Raw genomic sequence first — 15,015 nt, forward strand, 5'->3', positions numbered from 1 at the left:
CCGCCGCCCCCGCCACAGGCGCCGCCGGCCCCGCCCTACGCCGCGTCCTCCGCCGGCCCCTATGCCGCGCACTCCGCCGGGCCCGCCTACCACGCGCCCTCCCCGGGGCCCGCGGACCGGGCCACCGCCGAGGTCGAGCACTCCAAGGTGAGGTTCGCCGACGTGGCGGGCATGGAGGCGGTGAAGGAGGCGCTGCGCGTCAAGCTGCTGCTCCCGCTCCAGCAGCCGGAGATGTTCGCCGCGTTCGGCAAGCGCGCAGGTGGCGGCGTGCTGCTCTACGGCCCTCCCGGCGCGGGCAAGACCCACCTCGCCAGGGCCGCCGCCGGGGAGCTCGGCGCGTCGTTCGTCAACGTGGGCCTGGCCGACATCCTGGACATGTACATCGGCTCCAGCGAGCGCAACCTGCGGGCCACGTTCGACCTGGCCCGGCGCAACCGGCCGTGCGTGCTCTTCTTCGACGAGGTCGACGCGCTGGCCGCCCGCCGCTCCGACATGCGCCAGGCCCACACCCGGCAGCTGGTCAACCAGTTCCTGGCCGAGCTCGACGGCGTGGACGAGCACGCCAACGAGGGCGTCCTCGTGCTGGCGGCCACCAACGCCCCCTGGTACGTGGACCCGGCCTTCCGCCGGCCAGGCCGCTTCGACCAGCCCGTGCTCGTCCCGCCGCCGGACGCCGCCGCCCGCGCGGCCATCCTGCGCATCCTGTGCCGTGACAAGCCCCTGGCGGAGATGGACTACGACGCGGTCGCCCGGGTCACCGACCACTTCGTCGGCGCCGACCTCAAGGGCCTGGTGGACCGGGCGGTGGAGGCCAAGCTCCAGCAGTCGATCAGCGCCGGCCGCCCCATCCCGCTGTCGACGCCCGACCTGCTGGCCGCCGCGCAGACCGTCCGTCCCACGGCGGTGCACGAGTGGATGGCCACGGCGCGCAACTACGTGATGCACGCCAACGACTCGGGCGCGTGGGACGAGCTGCTGCCCTGGGTCAAAGGCAAACGGTGACGTCCACGGCCGACCCGCTCGAGCGGGCCCGGACGCTGCTGCAGCTGCGCAGGCCCGCCGACGCCGAGCGCGAGCTGCGCGGCGTGCTCGCCCGGCAACCGCAGTACGCCACCGCGCACGCCTTCCTGGCCCTCGCCCTGGTCCAGCAGGGCAACGCGGCCGAGGCGGTCGAGGAGTCGGACGAGGCGGTACGGCTGGCGCCCGACCACTGGTCCACCCACTACGTGGCCGCGCAGGTGCACCACCGGGCCCGCCGCCCTGCCGCCGCGCTGGCGGCCGCCACCACCGCGCTGCGGCTCAATCCCGAGCACCCGCCGATCTGGGAGCAGCTCGCACGTACCCACATGCTGGTCGGCCAGTGGCCTCAGATGGCCGACGCGGCGCAGCGCGGGCTGGCCCTCGACCCGGAGGACTCCGACCTGGCGAGCCTGCTGTCGCTGGCCCGCACCCAGCTCGGGGACGCGGAGCCGGCCAGGGCCGCCGCCGCGCACGCCGTAGGGCTGGATCCGGAGAGCGCCACCGCGCACGTCGCCTACGGCCGCGCGGAGCTGGCCTTCGGCGACCCCAGGCGGGCCGCGGAGGCCTTCCGCGAGGTGCTCCGCCTCGATCCCGGCTACGGCCACGCCCGGGACCTGCTCGTGGCGGCGCTCAAGCAGCGCAACCCCCTGTACCGATGGCTGGCGGCGGTGCGCGGCAGGTTCCGCGGCGGGTGGCGGCTGCTGTTCCTGCTGCCCGCGATCCCGCCGGTCATCCTGGTCTTCTTCGTCGTCGCGCTGCTGCACTGGGCGGCGTGGGTCGCCGAGGCGGTCACCACGCTCCGGCTGGCCCGCGGCAAGGCCACCCAGTTGCTGTTCGACGTCGTCGAGTCCCGCGTGGCCGTGCTCTGCTGCGGCCTGGTGGCCGTGGGCGCGGTGGCGCTGGGCCTCGGGATCTCGCTCGGCAGCGAGCCGCTCGGCACCGCGGGCGTCGGGGCCATGGCCCTGGTCACCCCCGCCCAGGAGGCCGCGCACACCGGTTCGGAGCCCCGCCGCAGGATCCTGTACGGCTGGGCGGTCCTGCTCGCCCTGGCCCTCGTCGTGTCGGTGGTCCTCGCCTCGGTGGGCGTGGCGCTGCTCAGCGTGTACGCCTGCCTGGCCACGGTCTGGGTGGCGGCCGGCGTACGCGGCAGGCCCGAGCTCCTTTGACTAGAGGAGGGTCCCGCCGGACACCTCGAAGGCGGCCAGGGCCTTGCCGATCGCGTCGAGCGTGTCCGGGTGCAGGGTGAGGTCGGCCGCCGCCAGGTTCTCCTCGATGTGGGAGGGGGTGCGGCTGCCCGGGATGGTCACCACGTGCTCGTCCTGGTGCAGCAGCCAGGCCAGGGCCAGCTGGGCGGGCGTGATGCCGAGCCGCGCGGCCATGGCCCTGATCGGGGCGTAGCGGTCGTTGTTGCTCGCCAGGTTGACCGCGTCGAAGCGCGGGGCGTTGTGGCGGAAGTCGCCCTCGCCGAGCGACCGGACCGTGCCCGTCAGGAAGCCGCTGCCGAGGGGGCTCCACGCCACGACGCCCACGCCCAGCTCACGTGCGGTGGCCAGGAGGCCCGGGTCCACGTGCCGCCACATCGACCACTCGTTCTGCACGGCCGACACCGGGTGGACGGCGTGCGCCGCGCGCAGCTGGGCGGCCGTCACGTTGGACAGGCCGACATGCCTGATCAACCCGTCGCGCACCAGGCCGGCCATCGCGCCGACCGTCTCCTCGATCGGCACGCCGGGGTCGGGGTAGTGCGCGTAGTAGAGGTCGATCACGTCCGTGCCGAGGTTGCGCAGGCTGCGCTCGGCGTAGCGGCGCACCAGGCGGGGCTCGGCGTTCACCCGGAGCTCGTTGAAGGCGTAGCCGACCGGGTGCGACCTGCTGGGCTCGCTCTCCGGGATCGCCAGGCCGAACTTGGTCGCGACCACCACCTCGTCGCGGCGGCCCTTGATCGCGCGGCCCACGAGCCGCTCGTTGTGCCCGTCCGCGCCGTAGGCGTCGCTGGTGTCCACGTGGGTGCCGCCCGCGTCCAGCGCCGTCCTGAGCGCCGTCTCGGCACGCTCGTCGTCGATGTCGCCGTACACGCCGGGTGAGAGCACCATGGCGCCGAAGCCGATGGCGGGGACCTGCAGGTTTCCAAGGGTGCGCGTCTTCATGGCAGCGAGCCTGCCGGGCGGGTGGGACGTACGTCCAAGACCCTTTGCTATAACCATTGGCTATGGACGTGCATCTACGGGAGCTGCGCTACTTCGTGGCGGTGGCCGAGGAGCTCAACGTGACGCGCGCCGCCGAGCGGCTGTTCGTCTCCCAGCCCGCCCTGTCCAAGCAGCTCAGGGTGCTGGAGCGGCAGCTCGGGTTCGGGCTGTTCGAGCGGGTGCCCAGCGGGGTGGCGCTGACCAGGCAGGGCGAGGCGCTGCTGCCGGTCGCCCGCGACCTGCTGGGGCGGTGGGCCGCCGGCGTGGAGGAGGCGCGCGCGGCGGCGCCGGCGGGGACGCTGGTGATCGGCATGCAGACGGCCGTGGGCAGGGGGCTGCAGCAGGCGGCCCTGCGCCGCTTCCGCGAGCGGCTGCCGGGCTGGGAGGTTTCGCTGCGGCTGGTCGGATGGGACGACCCCAGCGGCGGCCTGTCCGACGGGAGCTCCGACGTGGCGTTCATCTGGCTGCCGGTGCCGCCGGGGGTGCGGACGCACGTGGTGGCCACGGAAGGGCGTGGCGTGGCCATGCCGGCCGATCATCGGCTCGCCGGGCTGGCGGAGGTGCCGTTCCCGGCCCTGCGCGACGAGCCGTTCATCGCGCTGCCCGCGGTGGCGGGGCCGCTGCGCGACTTCTGGCTCGGGCTGGACGCCCGCGACGACGAGCCGGTCGTCGGGGTCACCGCCAACACGCCCGAGGAGGTGTTCGAGGCCGTGACCAGCGGGCTCGGCGTGGTGCTCGTGGCCGAGGGCAACGCCGAGCTCTACAGCAGGCCGGGGCTGGCCTACCGGCCCGTCACGGGGCTGCCTCCAGGCGAACTCGCCATCGCGTGGCGAGAGGGCGACAGGAGACCACAAGTCGTGGCATTCATCGACGCACTACGACAAGTCGCTACTAAGGTCTGACGCGACAGCGGATCCCGCAGAAGGGCGACCCATGAGCGACTACGCGACCACCTTCGACCTGATCGACGCCGACAAGGACGGGAGGATCTCCGCGGTCGAGCTCGTACGGCTGATGGAGGTGCTCGGCCGGCCGGTGACGCTGGAGGCCGCGCAGGCCGGTGTGCAGCAGCTCGACAAGGACGGCGACGGCCTGATCGACGTGGAGGAGTTCGCCGCCTTCCTCCAGAAGTGACAACAAACAAGCTCTTGCTACACAACTCTTGTCTCCTGGGTCACAATAGGTGTCAGGAGGGACGATGGTCATCAAGAGTGACAGCAGCGAAAGCCGTACCACCGCGGACATCGCGAAAGCGCTCAGGCCGGGGATCGGGCGGGTCTCCGACGAGGTGATCGAGGAGATCCAGACCCGGATCCCCGAATACGCGAGGCCGTCGGACGAGCTCTACATCAAGGTCATCAGGATCGCGGTCGAGCAGGCGGTCGAGGGTTTCCTCGACCGCGTCGAGGACCCGGACGCCCCGTGGGACCCCGAGCCGTTCCGCATGATCGGCAGGGGCGAGGCGGCCGAGGGCCGCAATTTGGAGCCGCTGCAGGCGGCGATGCGGCTCGGCGCCAGGGTGGGCTGGCGGCGGCTGACCGAGCTCGCCGGCCCGTGCGCGCTGTCCCCGCAGAACCTGTACGACCTGGGCGAGGCCATCTTCGTCCACCTCGACCAGCTCGCCGGCGCGGCGGGCGAGGGCTTCGCCGAGGCCAGGGCGCACGCCGCCGGCGAGATCGAGCGCCGCCGCACCCGCCTGCTCGACCTCCTGCTCAGCCGGCCGCCCGCCAGCGCCGAGGCCATCGCCGACCTCGCCAGGGCCGCCGGGTGGCGGCTGCCCAGGACGGTGGCCTGCGTGGCGCTCGACGACGGGCTCGGGCCCTGCCCCGCGCTCGCGTTCCCCTCCGACGTGCTCACCGCCATGGACCGGCCGGAGCCGTGCCTGCTGGCGCCCGACCCCAACGGCCCCGGCCAGGCCAGGATGCTCGACCAGGCCCTCCGCGGCCGCCGGGCCGCCATCGGCCCGGCCGTGCCCCTGACCGCCGCCGCGACGTCGTTGCGGTGGGCCAGGGAGGCGCTCGGCCTGTCGCGCCGCGGCGTCCTGCCCGGCGGGCTGGTGCGGTGCGCCGACCACATGGCCACGCTGGTGGTCTTTAAGGACGAGGAGCTCGTCAGCGCGCTGGCCGAGGTGCGGCTGGCGCCCCTGGCCCACCTGCGGCCCACCCAGCAGGACCGGCTGGCGGAGACGCTGCTCGCCTGGTTGCGGCACGGCAGGGGCGCCGGCGAGGTGGCCGCCCGGCTGCACGTGCACCCGCAGACCGTGCGCTACCGGTTGCGGCAGCTCGAAGAGCTCTACGGCGACCAGCTCACCGACCCCGACATCCGCTTCGAGCTGGAGATCGCCCTCAGGGCCCGGCAGGCCGCCAGGGCCTGACTAGTGGACGGCCCTTCTCGACGGGTACCAGGTGTCGCCGACGGGCTCGCCGGCCATGTTCCAGCTCCACGAGACGGTCGGCGTGATGCGCGCGTAGAGGCCGGGGCCGATCATCCCCGTCCGCTCCACCGGACGCTCGGCCTCGCCGTAGACGCGCACGCCGCGGGCGACGAACGGGTCGAGCGACACCATGTCGTCCACGACCAGGGCCACCTTGAGGTGTCCCGCCTCGAGGTTGCGGAACTTCCTGGTGCGCAGGACGTCCCGGCCCGAGCCGCCGACCCAGAAGCACGTCCCGTCGAACTCGAAGGCGACCGGCACGACGTCCGGCTGATCGTCGCCCGAGAGTGTCGCGAGCCGGGCGAGCGGCTGCGACCGCAGGTAGGCGATCTCCTCGTCGGTGAAAGACATGGGGTCCTCCCTTTCCGTACGCGATTCCTTCTCTCTACACGAACGGCGGCCGGCCGGATCGACGCTTGTAGCATGACCACAAAGGCGTAAAAGAGGGGGATTTCGTGCCGACACCGGTGATTCTGGACTGCGATCCGGGGCACGACGACGTCTTCGCGATCTGGCTCGCCGCGGGGCATCCGGAGATCGACCTGCGCGCCATCACCACCGTCGGCGGCAACGGGCGGCTCGATCACACCACCTACAACGCCAGGGTCGCGGCCCACGTCGCCGGGATCACCGGGGTGCCTATCTCGCCCGGCGCGGCCGGCCCCCTCGTCCGCCGGTTGTCGACGGCCGGCTCCATCCACGGGGAGAACGCGCTCGGCGGGCCAGAACTGCCCGTGCCCTCCGTGGCGGCGGATCCGCGCGGCGCGATCGACCTCATCAGGGACACCATCGACGCGGCGGGCCAGCAGGTGACGATCGTCGCGACCGGCCCGTTGACGAACATCGCGCTGTTCGCCCGCACCTACCCCGAGAGGCTCTCCCGCGTGCGGGAGATCGTCTGGATGGGCGGGTCGACGGGCCGGGGCAACGTGACCCCGTACGCCGAGTTCAACGCCTGGCTCGACCCCGAGGCGGCGGCCATCGTGCTCGGGGCGGGCCCGTCGTTCACCATGATCGGGCTGAACGTCACCCACCAGGCCCTGGTCACCCCCGACGTGCTCGCCCGCGTCAACGCCGTCGGCAACAGGACGGCCGCGTTCGGCGTGGAACTGCTCAACTTCTTCAACTCGACGTACGAGACCGGCCAGGGCATGCCCGACGCCCCGCTGCACGACCCGGTGGCGGTGGCGCTGGTCGCCGCGCCCGGCGTGGTGACCACCGTGCGCACCAGGCTCGACGTCGAGCTGCACGGCACGGAGACGTCGGGCGCGACCAGCGTCGACCTGCTGAACTCGCTGGGACGCCCGCCCAACGCGAGCGTCGGCACCGGGATCGACGTCGAGCGTTTCTGGGGCATGGTCGAGGACGCGATCCGCACACTGTCGTGACACCGCGGCCATCAGGGGTAGCGGGCATGGATGCGACTGACGTACACCTCCGATCTGTGGTGGAAGAACGCCGTCGTCTACTGCCTGGACGTCGAGACGTTCAGGGACGGCAACGGCGACGGCGTGGGCGACTTCCGCGGGCTGACGCAGCGGATCGACTATCTCGCCGGTCTGGGCGTGACCTGCCTCTGGCTCATGCCGTTCTTCCCCACCCCCAACAAGGACGACGGGTACGACATCACCGACTTCTACCGCGTTGACCCGCGACTGGGGACGCTGGGCGACTTCGTGGAGTTCATGCGCACCGCCCACGACCGGGGTCTCCGGGTGATCGCGGACCTGGTCGTCAACCACACCTCTGACCAGCACCCCTGGTTCAAGGAGTCGCGGTCGGGCAAGGACTCGCCCATGCGCGACTGGTACGTCTGGTCCGACACCCCCGAGCCGGACAACCCCGAGCAGATCATCTTCCCCGACAAGGAGGACAGCGTCTGGGAGTACGACGAGGGGTCGGGACAGTACTACCTGCACACCTTCTACCGGCACCAGCCGGACCTCAACATCGCGAACCTCGAGGTGCGGGACGAGATCATGCGCGTGCTCGGCTTCTGGATGGAGCTGGGGCTGGCCGGGTTCAGGGTGGACGCGGTGCCGTACCTCATCGAGAACGTCGACCCGGAGCTGGCGAACCCGCACGACTTCCTGGCGGACCTGCGGGCGTTCATGACCCGCCGCCAGGGCGGGTCGATCCTGCTCGGCGAGGTCAACCTCCCCTACAAGGACCTGATGACCTATTTCGGCGAGGGGCTCGGCGACCAGGTCACCGTCTGCTTCGACTTCGTCGGCATGCAGAAGGCCTGGCTGTCGATGGCCCGCGGCGACGCCCGCCCGCTCGCCGCCGCCCTGCGCGAGCGCCCGAAGCCGCCGAAGGACTGCCAGTGGGCCATGTTCCTGCGCAACCACGACGAGCTCACCCTCGACAAGCTCAGCGACGAGGAGCGCCAGGAGGTCTTCGCGGCGTTCGGCCCGCAGAAGGACATGCAGATCTTCGGCCGCGGGCTGCGGCGGCGGCTGCCGGGCATGCTCGGCGGCGACCTGCGGCGGGTCAAGCTGGCCTACAGCCTGCTGTTCTCCCTGCCGGGCACGCCGGTGATCTTCTACGGCGAGGAGATCGGCATGGGGGAGAACCTCGATCTGGAAGGCCGCATGGCGGTCCGCACGCCGATGCAGTGGGCGCCGGACGGGGGCTTCGGCTCCGCCGAGCCGGAGCGCGCGATGCCGGACGGCCCCTTCGCCCCGGAACGGGTGAACGTGGCCGCGCAGAGGAAGGACCCCGACTCGCTGCTGCGCTGGTTCCAGCTCCTCATCGAGCGTTACCGGGAGTGCCCCGAGCTGGCGTGGGGCGACTGCACCGTGCTCGACACCGGCGAGAACGCGGTCTTCGCGCACCGGTGCGAGGCCGACGGGGCGACGATGGTGATCGCGCACAACCTCGGAGACACGGCGTGCGACGTGGAGCTGACGCTGCCGGGGCTGGAGGGCTCCCGGCTCACCGACCTGCTGGTGGACGACACGCTGGAGGTCTCGGGGGAGGGCGCGGTGCGGGTGGCGCTCGGCCCGCACGGCTGCCGCTGGCTGCGGGCCTCCGCTCCTGGAGTGTCGCCGGAGAACGCCTCGGCCAAGGCCATGTGAGCCGCCGGCGCGGTCGGGGTTCGTCGCCCGGACGATCACAGGTAGGACGGCCCGGTGACGCGGTGCCGGAACGTCCACCACACCCACGCCTGCGCCGCGACGAGCAGCGGCATCAGCGTGAGCACGACCGGCACCAGCACCACGCCCGCGCTGCCCGGCTCCAGCGGGAGCCGCAGCCCCGCCAGCACCCCGACCGTCACCAGCGCCGCCGAGGTCAGCGCGTACGTACGCGCCTCCCCGGCCCCGCCGGACAGCACGGCCGCCCGCGCCCGCAGCTCACCGCGGAGCCGCAGCGACGCGAACGTCATGCCGTGCGTGCCGAACAGCGCGGCCACCACCAGCGCCGGCAGCACCGCGAACGGCCCGGTGATGCCGAGCAGCACGTGCCCGAGCAGCAGGCCCCAGCTCAGCGCCAGCCCCCAGCTGCCGGCCACGATCGCGCCGTCCCAGAACGCCTGCCAGCGCGCCCCCGGCACCCGCCCCCGCAGCCACAGGCCCATGTCGCGGACCACCCACGCCAGCAGCAGCACCACGACCACCGTGTAGTTCCCGCTCAGCAGCTCGCCCTCCAATTCGGGGAAGAGCCCCGCGAGCACACCTGCCGTGGCCACCAGCCACACCTCATTGCCGAGGAAGAACGGCGCGATCGCGGCGATCACCTCGCGCCGTTCCGCCGCGGACCTGCCCAGGTACGGCAGCGCCATGCCGACCCCGATGTCGGCGCCGGCCAGCACGAGGTAGCCCAGCGCGAAGAAGGCCAGGATGAAGATCTCCATGACGGCTCCTCAGAAGGTAGGGGCGGGAACGGGCGCCTCGATCGGGCGGTCGCCGAGCGTCACGGCGGCGGGCCCGCGCCGGGCGTGCCGCGCCAGCAGCCAGTAGTTGACGGCGATCAGCACAGCGAAGACCGTGAGGAAGGCGACCACGGAGAACCGCATCTGCCCCGCCGACACAGGGGACATCGCCTGCGACGTCTTCAGCAGCCCGTACACCGTCCACGGCTGCCGTCCGAACTCGCGGAAGGCCCAGCCGGCGAGCATGGCCAGGAACGGGACGGGGATCATCAGCGTCATCAGCCAGTGCCAGAGCCTGAAGCCGCGCACGACCGGCCGGAAGAGCATCAGCAGGCAGCTCAGCCCCGCGAAGAACATCATCAGCGCGAAGAGGAGCATCATCGTCGTGCCGCTCGCCTGCACCCAGCCCACCGGAGGCAGATAGTCCCCCGGCCCGTGCGCGGCCACCATCTCCGCCTGGGCCGCGGCGAGCCGTTCGGCGTCGCCCGACCACGCCGCCAGCTTGGCCGGCTGCATCGTCTCGAACCCGATCCCGCCGAACGTCGCGGTGAGGAAGACGGCCGGCAGCGCCACGCCCATCCCGATCCGCAGCGACTTGCGGAAGACGTCCTGCTCGGCGGTGCGCCTGCGCAGGTGGTACGCGCTCACCCCGGCCATGAAGAACCCGCCGACGACCATCCCTGCGCTGACGACGTGCCAGAACGCCACCTGCGCCGCCGGGTTGGCCACCATCGCCCCGAAGTCCGCCAGCCGCATCCTGCCGCCCTCCAGCACGTGGCCCACCGGGTTCTGCAGGAAACCGTTCGCCACCATGATCCAGAAAGCCGACGCGTACGCGGTCAGCGTCACGACCCAGATCAGCGCCAGGTGCGCCCACCGGTTCAGCTTGTTCCAGCCGAAGATCCACAACCCCAGGAACGTGGCCTCGACGAAGAACGCCACCAGCGTCTCGATCGCCAGCGCCGAGCCGAACACGTCACCCGCGTACTCCGTCAGCCCGCTCCACGACAGCCCGAGCTGGAACTCCATCACCAGGCCGGTGACGATGCCCATCGCGTAGTTGATGATGTACAGCTGGCCCCAGAACCGCGTCATCCGCAGGTGCACGGGGCTGTCGCCGAAGGTGGCCCGCGTCTGGACGACCGCCAGCAGGGTCGCCAGGCCGAGGGTCAGCGCCACGAAGAGGAAGTGCGCGCCCGCGGTGATCGCGAACTGCAGGCGGGCGAGGTCAACGGTGTCCATGCCGAGAGCCTGCGCGTACGGCCTGGGCGGCGGCGTCATGCTCCGGCGGGCACCTGGCCTACACCCCGGGTCGCATGGGCCCGCAGGACGTACTTCCCGGGGCGTACGTTGCGCCCGTCGGTCCGGGGCGTGCGGGGCGTCCCCGCAGGTCAGGGCGTAAGCCAGCCCGGGGTGATCATGCCGGCTTCGTACGCGATGACGACGAGCTGGGCCCTGTCGCGCACGGACAGCTTGGTCATGATGCGGCTGACGTGCGTCTTCGCCGTGGCGGGGCTGAGCACGAGCTGGGCCGCGATCTCGTCGTTGGACAGGCCGGCCGCCACCAGTGCCATGACCTCGCGCTCGCGATCGGTGAGCGCGTTGAGCTCGGGGCCGGGCTCGGGGCGCTTGACCCGGCCGGCGAACTCGGCGATCAGCCGCCGCGTGATGGACGGCGCGATCAGCGCGTCGCCCCTGGCCACGACCCGGACGGCGTGGATCAGCTCGGCTGGCTCGGTGTCCTTGACGAGGAAGCCGCTCGCGCCGGCCCGCAGCGCGCCGTAGACGTAGTCGTCCAGGTCGAAAGTGGTCAGGATGATCACCTTGACGCCTTCGAGCCGGGGGTCGCCGGCGATCCGGCGGGTGGCCTCCAGGCCGTCGAGCTCGGGCATGCGGATGTCCATGAGGACCACGTCGGGCTGGAGCTCGCGGGCGCCCTGCACGGCCGCCGTGCCGTTGGGCGCCTCGCCCACGACCTCGATGTCGTCCTCGTCGCTGAGTATCGACCGGAATCCGGCGCGCACCAGGGTCTGGTCGTCGGCGAGCAGCACGCGGATCATCACATCCCCTTCGCCGGCAGCCGGGCGTGGACGCGGAAGCCGCCTTCGGGGCGCGGCCCCGCCTCCAGGGTGCCGCCCAGCACGGCGGCGCGCTCGCGCATGCCCGTCAGGCCGAAGCCGCTGCCCCCGTCATAGGCGGCGCCCGGCCCGTCATCCTCCACGCAGATCTCGATATTTCCGGACTTATTGTTGATCTTCAAGTATGCCTCGTTCGTGCCTGAATGGCGGGATACGTTCGTCAGGGCTTCCCTGACGATGCGGGCGGCGGCCAGGTCGACCTCGGTCGGGAGCGCGTCGAGCGGCCCGGACAGCTCGGTGCGTACCTTCAGCCCGGACGCCTCGACCAGCGCGTCCACCCGCGCCAGGCTGTCGGCCGGCGCGGTCGGCGCGTCCTCGTCGACCTGGCGCAGCACGCCCAGGGTGGTGCGCAGCTCGCGCAGCGTCTCCTTGCTGGTGTCCTTGATCGTCCGCAGCGCCGTCTCGGCGTCCTCGGGCCGCTTCCTCAGCCCGTGCAGCGCCGCCGCGGCCTGCACGTTGATCATGGAGATGTTGTGGCCGAGCACGTCGTGCAGCTCTCTGGCGATGCGCAGGCGTTCCTCTCCCGCCCGCCGCCTGGCCTCCTCGTCCTTGCTGTGCAGGGCGTCGAGCGCGTGGCGGCGCGCCTCCATGAGGTAGGCGCGCCGGTTGCGGGTGACGCCGCCGAACGCGATGGCCGCCACCACCCATCCGGTGATCATCAGGAACGCGCCGTCGTCCACGTGCCTGACCCCGCCGGTCTCGCCGAGCCCCATGCCGAGCAGCGCCGCCGCCCCCGCGACGATGGCCGCGGTGAGATGCCCCTTGTCCGCGGCGGTGTAGAGGGTGAACAGCGGCAGCGCGATGAGCGGCCCGTCGACCGTCGCCCACGGGTAGTAGGCGCCCGTCGCCGCGATCACGATGACCAGCGCCGCGACGGGATAACGCTCCCGCAGCAGCAGGCCGGCCGAGGCGATGAGCGGCAGCACGACGTCGGAGGCGTTGAGCCGGCCGGAGCCGCGCAGCACCACGGTGAGGACGACTCCTGCCAGCACCGCGGCGATCATGGCGAGCGACACGAGTGTGCTCTTCGACGGCCTCCGCATGGCTCCCATTCTGTACGTCACCGGCAGAGCCGGGTAATCGCCGCCGCCCTCGTGGGTAGAGCCGGTGAATGAGCACTAAGGACGAGCTCCGGCAGGTCGAAGAGGATCTGGCCCGGCTGCGCGCCGAGAACCAGGACATCCGCGACCAGATCCGCGACATGGGCGCGACCGACCAGGTGGAGATCTCCGCCATGATCAGCCAGGCGGACGAGCAGGTCGAGCTGATCGCCGAGCTCGAACGCCGCCGCGACAGCCTGCGCAGGCGGCTGGAGGAGGGCGAGGCCTGACCGGGCGCCCTCTCCGGGCGCCCGGCCGGTCATCGGAGCGCGGCCCCGACCTCGTGCAGGTGCCGAAGCGCCTGCCCGTACGACGTGATGAGCCCCGTCTGCAGGTAGTCGACGCCGATCTCCGCGCAGTACGCCTGGACGATCGGCTGCGCCCTGCGCAGGTTGGGCGCCGGCATGTTCGGGAACAGATGGTGCTCGATCTGGTAGTTGAGCTGGCCGAGCGCCACGTCGGTGAGCCAGCCGCCCATGACGTTGCGTGAAGTCAGCACCTGCTTGCGCAGGAAGTCAAGTTTGTCCTCCTTGGTCAGCACGGGCATGCCCTTGTGGTTGGGCGCGAACGAGAGGCCCAGATAGATCCCGAACAACCCCTGGTGCACAATCAGGAACACCAGCGCCTTGCCGAGCGGCAGGACGGAGAAGACCAGCCCGAAATAGAACACGAAGTGCACGATGATCAGGCTCAGCTCGGTCGTGCGCCGCTTGGCGCCCGGCTTGAGCAGCGCCTTGACGCTGGCCACGTGCAGGTGCCAGGCCTCCAGGGTGAGCAGCGGGAAAAACCAGTAAGCCTGATATTTCGCGACGAAGCGCGGAATGCCGCGGCTTCTGGCGACCTGGTCCTCCGACCAGACGATCACGGCGGGCGACACGTCCGGATCGTGGTCCTCGTGGTTGGGGTTGGCGTGGTGCCGGTTGTGCTTGCTGGTCCACCACCCCCAGCCGAGCCCGACGCCGAGATTGCCGATCACCAGCCCGGCGACGTCACTCGGCCGCCGCTTCCTGAAGACCTGCCGGTGCCCGAGGTCGTGGGCGAGGAAGCCGAGCTGCGCGAAGACCACGGCCATCGCGGCCGCGACGAGAATCTGCAACCAGGAGTCGCCCACCCAGGCGAACAGCGCCCAGCAGCCGAGATAGATCGCGGCTGCGATGCTCATCCTGACGGCGTAATAAAGGGGACGCCGGTCAAGGAGACCGGCGTTCATGATCCGATGGGCGAGTCGGGCGAAATCGCTGCCCCGAGTGTCAAGCGTGCCAGGACTGACCACAGGTCTCCTTACCTCGCGGTGCAAGTTGCCTAAACCATCGCGCATCCGCCGCCAAACCGGAAGCGTGACGTTGCCGTAGGCTGGCGAGGTGATCTACGCCACCACGCCGCTGACCCCCGCGATACGCGAAGCCGTGGGCCTGACCTGGGGTTTCACCGGTGAGGGCGAGCGACTGCACGGTGGCGAGGAGTCCGCCGCCTACCGCCTCGACGGCCATGTGATCCGGGTCGGCCCCGCCGGGCGCGACGCCGCCGAGCCCGAGTGGTGCCACACGATCGCCAGGCACGCCGCCGCCACGCTGCCGGAGGCGCTCGCCCCCCTTCCCGCCCCCGACGGGACGACGGTCATCACGGTCGAGGGCCGCCCGATCTCCTGCTGGCCCTACATCGACGGGGCCTGGCCCGACGCCGGGGTGGTCGCGCAGCGCGTGGCCGGCGCCCGCCTGCTGGCCCGGCTGCACCGGTCGCTGGCCGGCTGCCGGCCCGGCCCGCGCCCGGTGCCCGCCTTACAGGAGTCCGGCCTGTACGGCGACCCGCCCCACGATGCCGCCGAGCTGGACGACCCGGTGCTCGACCGCTGGCTGGCCGACTTCCACGCCCGGCATCCGCTGCGCCACCCGCTGCACGGCGACTTCTACGCCGGCAACGCGCTCGCCAGGGACGGCACGATCGTGGCCGTCCTCGACTGGGACGAAAGCTTCGTCGGCGCGCCCGAGACCGAGCTGGCGGCGGCCGCGCTCGAATGGGGCGACGACCTGGCGGGGCCGAGCAAGGAGTTCGTCGACGCCTACCACGAGGCGGGCGGCACGGCCTCCCGGCTCGACGAGGAGTCGCTGGCCCAGCTCGTCCGCCACAAACTGCGCAGGGAGTACGCCTACTTCCACAAGGCCGCCCGCTTTGGGGTCGAGCACGACCAGGCCGACCTCGACTACCACCACGCCAGGGTCGAGCTGTTCCACCGCCTGCGCCCCTGACAGCGCTCCGGCAGCGA

The 15,015-nt window shown here is 71.8% G+C and carries 16 protein-coding genes; 9 read left to right on the forward strand and 7 right to left on the reverse strand.

Features of this window, described 5'->3' with window-relative positions; genetic code table 11:
* Positions 1 to 1,002: ATP-binding protein (locus E1292_RS01785; protein WP_246089862.1), on the forward strand; the 1,002-nt coding region annotated here is incomplete at its 5' end.
* Positions 999 to 2,186, forward strand: coding sequence for a tetratricopeptide repeat protein (locus tag E1292_RS01790; protein ID WP_165974317.1), 1,188 nt, complete (start codon positions 999 to 1,001; stop codon positions 2,184 to 2,186). The genes E1292_RS01785 and E1292_RS01790, both read left to right, overlap by 4 nt.
* Here E1292_RS01790 and E1292_RS01795 read toward each other — a convergent pair whose 3' ends face one another.
* Positions 2,187 to 3,167: an aldo/keto reductase gene (locus tag E1292_RS01795; protein ID WP_132591308.1), complete on the reverse strand. Its 981-nt coding sequence runs from the start codon at positions 3,165 to 3,167 to the stop codon at positions 2,187 to 2,189.
* A 62-nt stretch (positions 3,168 to 3,229) separates the two neighbouring features.
* On the opposite strand from E1292_RS01795, the gene E1292_RS01800 reads away from it, so the two are divergent.
* The 3 genes from E1292_RS01800 to E1292_RS01810 all read left to right on the forward strand — a co-directional run bounded on the left by E1292_RS01800 (position 3,230) and on the right by E1292_RS01810 (position 5,580).
* Positions 3,230 to 4,108 carry a LysR family transcriptional regulator gene (locus E1292_RS01800; protein ID WP_132591310.1) on the forward strand — a complete coding sequence of 293 codons (879 nt, stop codon included), beginning with the start codon at positions 3,230 to 3,232 and terminating at the stop codon, positions 4,106 to 4,108.
* A gap of 31 nt (positions 4,109 to 4,139) precedes the next feature.
* Entirely contained in the window at positions 4,140 to 4,340 is a 201-nt protein-coding gene (locus E1292_RS01805; protein ID WP_132591312.1) for an EF-hand domain-containing protein, read from the forward strand.
* A gap of 64 nt (positions 4,341 to 4,404) precedes the next feature.
* Entirely contained in the window at positions 4,405 to 5,580 is a 1,176-nt protein-coding gene (locus E1292_RS01810) for a PucR family transcriptional regulator (RefSeq protein ID WP_220446605.1), read from the forward strand.
* Here E1292_RS01810 and E1292_RS01815 read toward each other — a convergent pair whose 3' ends face one another.
* Positions 5,581 to 5,991, reverse strand: a complete 411-nt coding sequence (locus E1292_RS01815) for a PPOX class F420-dependent oxidoreductase (RefSeq protein WP_132591314.1) — start codon at positions 5,989 to 5,991, stop codon at positions 5,581 to 5,583.
* A 104-nt stretch (positions 5,992 to 6,095) separates the two neighbouring features.
* Here E1292_RS01815 and E1292_RS01820 point away from each other — a divergent pair, with 104 nt between their 5' ends.
* Positions 6,096 to 7,028 (forward strand): nucleoside hydrolase, encoded by a 933-nt coding sequence (locus tag E1292_RS01820; protein ID WP_132591316.1) that lies wholly within the window; start codon positions 6,096 to 6,098, stop codon positions 7,026 to 7,028.
* Between the two features lie 30 nt (positions 7,029 to 7,058).
* Positions 7,059 to 8,720 carry an alpha-amylase family protein gene (locus E1292_RS01825; RefSeq protein ID WP_132591318.1) on the forward strand — a complete coding sequence of 554 codons (1,662 nt, stop codon included), beginning with the start codon at positions 7,059 to 7,061 and terminating at the stop codon, positions 8,718 to 8,720.
* A gap of 35 nt (positions 8,721 to 8,755) precedes the next feature.
* On the opposite strand, the gene E1292_RS01830 is transcribed toward E1292_RS01825, so the two are convergent.
* The 4 genes from E1292_RS01830 to E1292_RS01845 all read right to left on the reverse strand — a co-directional run bounded on the left by E1292_RS01830 (position 8,756) and on the right by E1292_RS01845 (position 12,695).
* Positions 8,756 to 9,496: a cytochrome d ubiquinol oxidase subunit II gene (locus E1292_RS01830; protein WP_132591320.1), complete on the reverse strand. Its 741-nt coding sequence runs from the start codon at positions 9,494 to 9,496 to the stop codon at positions 8,756 to 8,758.
* A gap of 9 nt (positions 9,497 to 9,505) precedes the next feature.
* Positions 9,506 to 10,756 (reverse strand): cytochrome ubiquinol oxidase subunit I, encoded by a 1,251-nt coding sequence (locus tag E1292_RS01835; protein ID WP_132591322.1) that lies wholly within the window; start codon positions 10,754 to 10,756, stop codon positions 9,506 to 9,508.
* Positions 10,757 to 10,905: 149 nt separating this feature from the next.
* Positions 10,906 to 11,574 (reverse strand): response regulator, encoded by a 669-nt coding sequence (locus E1292_RS01840; RefSeq protein ID WP_132591324.1) that lies wholly within the window; start codon positions 11,572 to 11,574, stop codon positions 10,906 to 10,908.
* Complete coding sequence (locus E1292_RS01845; protein ID WP_132591326.1) at positions 11,574 to 12,695, reverse strand: sensor histidine kinase; 1,122 nt, start codon at positions 12,693 to 12,695, stop codon at positions 11,574 to 11,576. The genes E1292_RS01840 and E1292_RS01845 overlap by 1 nt, the downstream gene beginning before the upstream one ends.
* 68 nt (positions 12,696 to 12,763) lie before the next feature.
* Here E1292_RS01845 and E1292_RS01850 point away from each other — a divergent pair, with 68 nt between their 5' ends.
* The gene (locus E1292_RS01850; RefSeq protein ID WP_132591328.1) at positions 12,764 to 12,982 is read left to right on the forward strand and encodes a hypothetical protein; all 219 of its coding nucleotides are present in this window, start codon (positions 12,764 to 12,766) and stop codon (positions 12,980 to 12,982) included.
* A 29-nt stretch (positions 12,983 to 13,011) separates the two neighbouring features.
* On the opposite strand, the gene E1292_RS01855 is transcribed toward E1292_RS01850, so the two are convergent.
* A complete protein-coding gene (locus E1292_RS01855) occupies positions 13,012 to 13,914 on the reverse strand; it encodes a fatty acid desaturase family protein (protein WP_132591330.1) in 903 nt (300 codons plus the stop codon).
* A 199-nt stretch (positions 13,915 to 14,113) separates the two neighbouring features.
* Here E1292_RS01855 and E1292_RS01860 point away from each other — a divergent pair, with 199 nt between their 5' ends.
* The gene (locus E1292_RS01860; protein WP_132591332.1) at positions 14,114 to 14,998 is read left to right on the forward strand and encodes a phosphotransferase enzyme family protein; all 885 of its coding nucleotides are present in this window, start codon (positions 14,114 to 14,116) and stop codon (positions 14,996 to 14,998) included.
* Positions 14,999 to 15,015: the final 17 nt, after the last annotated feature.

The organism is Nonomuraea deserti (assembly GCF_004348685.1).
In the GTDB taxonomy this organism is placed as follows: Bacteria; Actinomycetota; Actinomycetes; order Streptosporangiales; family Streptosporangiaceae; genus Nonomuraea; species Nonomuraea deserti.

Coding starts and splice junctions, on each gene's coding strand:
- E1292_RS01825 (WP_132591318.1), top strand. CDS start 7,059: ATGCGACTGACGTACACCTCCGATCTGTGGTGGAAGAACGCCGTCGTC.
- E1292_RS01845 (WP_132591326.1), bottom strand. CDS start 12,695: ATGCGGAGGCCGTCGAAGAGCACACTCGTGTCGCTCGCCATGATCGCC.
- E1292_RS01850 (WP_132591328.1), top strand. CDS start 12,764: ATGAGCACTAAGGACGAGCTCCGGCAGGTCGAAGAGGATCTGGCCCGG.
- E1292_RS01830 (WP_132591320.1), bottom strand. CDS start 9,496: ATGGAGATCTTCATCCTGGCCTTCTTCGCGCTGGGCTACCTCGTGCTG.
- E1292_RS01835 (WP_132591322.1), bottom strand. CDS start 10,756: ATGGACACCGTTGACCTCGCCCGCCTGCAGTTCGCGATCACCGCGGGC.
- E1292_RS01815 (WP_132591314.1), bottom strand. CDS start 5,991: ATGTCTTTCACCGACGAGGAGATCGCCTACCTGCGGTCGCAGCCGCTC.
- E1292_RS01795 (WP_132591308.1), bottom strand. CDS start 3,167: ATGAAGACGCGCACCCTTGGAAACCTGCAGGTCCCCGCCATCGGCTTC.
- E1292_RS01855 (WP_132591330.1), bottom strand. CDS start 13,914: ATGAGCATCGCAGCCGCGATCTATCTCGGCTGCTGGGCGCTGTTCGCC.
- E1292_RS01800 (WP_132591310.1), top strand. CDS start 3,230: ATGGACGTGCATCTACGGGAGCTGCGCTACTTCGTGGCGGTGGCCGAG.
- E1292_RS01810 (WP_220446605.1), top strand. CDS start 4,405: ATGGTCATCAAGAGTGACAGCAGCGAAAGCCGTACCACCGCGGACATC.
- E1292_RS01840 (WP_132591324.1), bottom strand. CDS start 11,574: ATGATCCGCGTGCTGCTCGCCGACGACCAGACCCTGGTGCGCGCCGGA.
- E1292_RS01805 (WP_132591312.1), top strand. CDS start 4,140: ATGAGCGACTACGCGACCACCTTCGACCTGATCGACGCCGACAAGGAC.